General features: G+C 55.3%; 4 protein-coding genes. All 4 read right to left on the minus strand.

The genetic code is table 11. The features are described from left to right. Positions 1–228: 228 nt before the first annotated feature. Positions 229–657 (minus strand): hypothetical protein, encoded by a 429-nt coding sequence (locus tag LY625_RS13285; RefSeq protein ID WP_233740787.1) that lies wholly within the window; start codon positions 655–657, stop codon positions 229–231. Between the two features lie 545 nt (positions 658–1,202). Further along, positions 1,203–1,514 (minus strand): antibiotic biosynthesis monooxygenase, encoded by a 312-nt coding sequence (locus LY625_RS13290; protein ID WP_233740788.1) that lies wholly within the window; start codon positions 1,512–1,514, stop codon positions 1,203–1,205. Positions 1,515–2,031: 517 nt separating this feature from the next. Beyond that, positions 2,032–2,424, minus strand: a complete 393-nt coding sequence (locus LY625_RS13295) for a hypothetical protein (protein WP_233740789.1) — start codon at positions 2,422–2,424, stop codon at positions 2,032–2,034. A 139-nt stretch (positions 2,425–2,563) separates the two neighbouring features. Next, on the minus strand, positions 2,564–2,989 hold a 426-nt coding region (locus LY625_RS13300), incomplete at its 5' end, for a hypothetical protein (protein WP_233740790.1).

Below are 2,989 nucleotides of genomic sequence, written 5' to 3' on the forward strand. Positions count from 1 at the left end.
CTTCCTCGTCCGGAATTCCGAACGAACGGGCGATCTCATCGATTGCACTTGCCAGCGACCTTAGCTGAGTGCTCTCAACAAGTACCCCGCCAAAAGCTAACAGCTTGCCCATTCCGTTGCGGGCACTGCGCTGCGCCGAATCATCCGCGAAGAAGACTTGCATTGGCACCTAGTTCCGGAGTCATGTCCCGCCGCGGAGAATCGCTGCGCGAACCTGCTGTCGACCGACTACGAGAAGATGTCATTGATCTTGGTCTGTAGCCTCTTGATCTCCGCGTCGATCTCTCCACTTGCGACGGGCATCTGATCCACGATCTCAGCAAAGGAGTCAGCTGTAAAAAGAATTGAGCGTCGCGGTGGCAAGATGCCTGACTGAGTGAGGCTCTCAAGATTGGATTTTATCTGGCCATGAATCTCCTTCATGGCATCAAAGTCATCGTCAGGGGAATTTAGTGGATCGACAAGAACACGCCTGAGTCGCCAAAGACTCTCGATCGTAGATCTCAGTAGGAACAAGGAGTCCTGATGTTTGGACAATCGCTTCTGGAAATCCAGAGCCTCCCGAGCTGCGCTTTGTGCTTTCCAAGCCGCAACCGCAGAAGCGACGGCTGCCAACGTTGCAAGGACGGCTAACGATACTTGTAGTGCGGGATGCATCGAACCTTCCATAGACACCTAACACCAGAATTAAGCCGCGTCGCGAAGCGACGTCGGCTTGAATGACTCGTTAGGCCGCATAGTCGCAGCCTGACGCTCTCGTACCAACTTGCCTGAAACCAACAGATTTTTTGCTGGGACAACCAATCCGGACTCAAATGGAGTAAACAGCACCGTCATGATGATCATTGGAACAAGTCCGATCGTCTTGGCGTTTGGATCAATCGCTCGGCAAGTTCGGTGCACCGCTGCCGCGTAAGCGATGACGGGCGGAACCGTTACGAGCGCCAAGAAGATTGAGCTGGCGACCACCGTCCTGGATGAATGAGCTATCGCGGTAATAATCATGGCAGCGAACCAAGCCACATGGACTAGGTAGCTTTGTAGCAGCCTTCGCCTCTGCTTGATCAGTTTAGGGATCAGAGCTGCGTCCATTGCGGCCTAACACCTGAGTTAAGCCGACTTGCGTAGTGGAGGCAAAAGCGTGGCAAGCTTTTTCTGCCACGCTTTTGCTGTAACGAAGCAAGTTCGGCTTGAACGAATTGTTAGGCTTGCTCGCCGGGCAGCTTTGCTGCAAGTACATCAACGTTTTCGATGGACGGAGGCTCGGAGAACAACTCACCTGCCTTTGCCATCAACGCTGCTGCGACCTTGCCGGAGAGATGTGCCTGCCGACCCGCTTCATCCGGGAAAGCATCAAAAATTCCGAAAGTGCTTGGTCCAAGGCGGATGCCAAACCAAGCAGTGGTGGCAGGCTCCTCATTGACGATGGGAAGGCCACTCACAAGGAAGCTCTCAACCTCTTTCTCTTTTCCGGGTTTCGCTTCAAGGCGAACGAACAAGGCTACTTTGACCATGGCATGTCTCCTGTTGTTAAAACGACATCACGATACGCGATGTTCTCTTGCAAGCCTAACACTTGAATTAAGCCGCGCCGCGAAGCGGCGTCGGCTTGAATGAATTGTTAGGCCGCGGTACCAGCAGGCGACCGATCGCGGGAGCGACTGCATATGACAAGCAGCCCATCATATAAGTCCACCCTCCCACTTGAGCCAAGCGCCGGAACGGTACTGATTCCCCGCCACCGAGAGCCAAATACTGGAAGACACCCCAAGTGGCCGCGTAGATCACCGCTGATAGGGTCAAGCCAATCATCAATAGTGGGGTAAGGGCCAATTGCCCCGAGCGTTGAGCGACCAGGACCCCAACCGCAGCGGCTGCGACGGGTGAGAGGAGAGCAAGCGTGGTGCGTAGCCAATCTGCTTGCGGAGTGTCTGCGACGAATGACAGCGCCACACTGGTCGCGACAAAAAGAAGTGTAAAAACCAAGTATGAACGCATGTCAGGATCGATCTCCGTGGCCTAACACCTGAGTTAAGCCGAACCGCGGAGCGGTTTCGGCTTGAACGAACTGTTAGGCGCCTGGCCGGCGAGCAGCGCCTGCCGAAGAAGTTTGCCCGAAACCCAGAGGTTTTTGGCCGGGACCACGAGACCTGACTCAAAAGGGGTGAACAGCACGGTCATGATGAGCATTGGGGCCAGTCCTATGGTCTTGGCTCGGGGATCGATGAATCGGCAGGTCCGGTGAACCGCAGTTGCGTACGCGATCACCGGTGGCACGGTGACCAGCGCCAGCAGGATTGCTGCGGCGATTGTGGTCTTGGATGCCTGGGTGACAGCGGTGACGATCATCGCAGTGAACCAAGCGACATGTATCACGTAGCTTTGAAGCAGACGTTTCCGTTGCTTTTGTAGCTTCGTGACCACGCAAGGTTCCATAGGCGCCTAACACCCAAGTTAAGCTGAGACGCGTAGTGGAGCGAAGCACATGGCAAGCTGTACCTGCCGTGTGATTTGCGGAACGAAGCGGCTTCGGCTTGAACGCATTGTTAGGCGCCGCCCCCGATTACGGCACATAGACGGCATGGACCTGAACTTTGAAAGCCGACCCGCTGGGTAGTACATGGACGTGCATGACCAAGTCACTACGCCCCTCTTCTTTGGTCCAAAGATCAACAAGAACATCCCAGTGTTGCCCGGCCCAGATACAAACCGATGAATCCCAAGATGCTTCAGGCAGCGGAACCAGTGTTGCACCATAACCTTGAATGTACTGTCGAACTTGCGACACCGTTGAAGAAGTGATCGGCTCGACGCCAAGTAACCCAGGCTCGAGCTCGTAGTTGCCCCTAGCGAACTCGTCAACGACTTGGCGCAAGGTCCCGCGCCACTCGGGATGAACCGCTTGCTGCTCAGTCGAATCGAAGCTTGGGTTCGCGTCGCTCACGTCGCGCATTGCTCCAAAGGCGCCTAACGCCTGAGTTAAGCCGCA

Source organism: Lysobacter sp. GX 14042 (assembly GCF_021390425.1).
In the GTDB taxonomy this organism is placed as follows: domain Bacteria; phylum Pseudomonadota; class Gammaproteobacteria; order Xanthomonadales; family Xanthomonadaceae; genus Novilysobacter.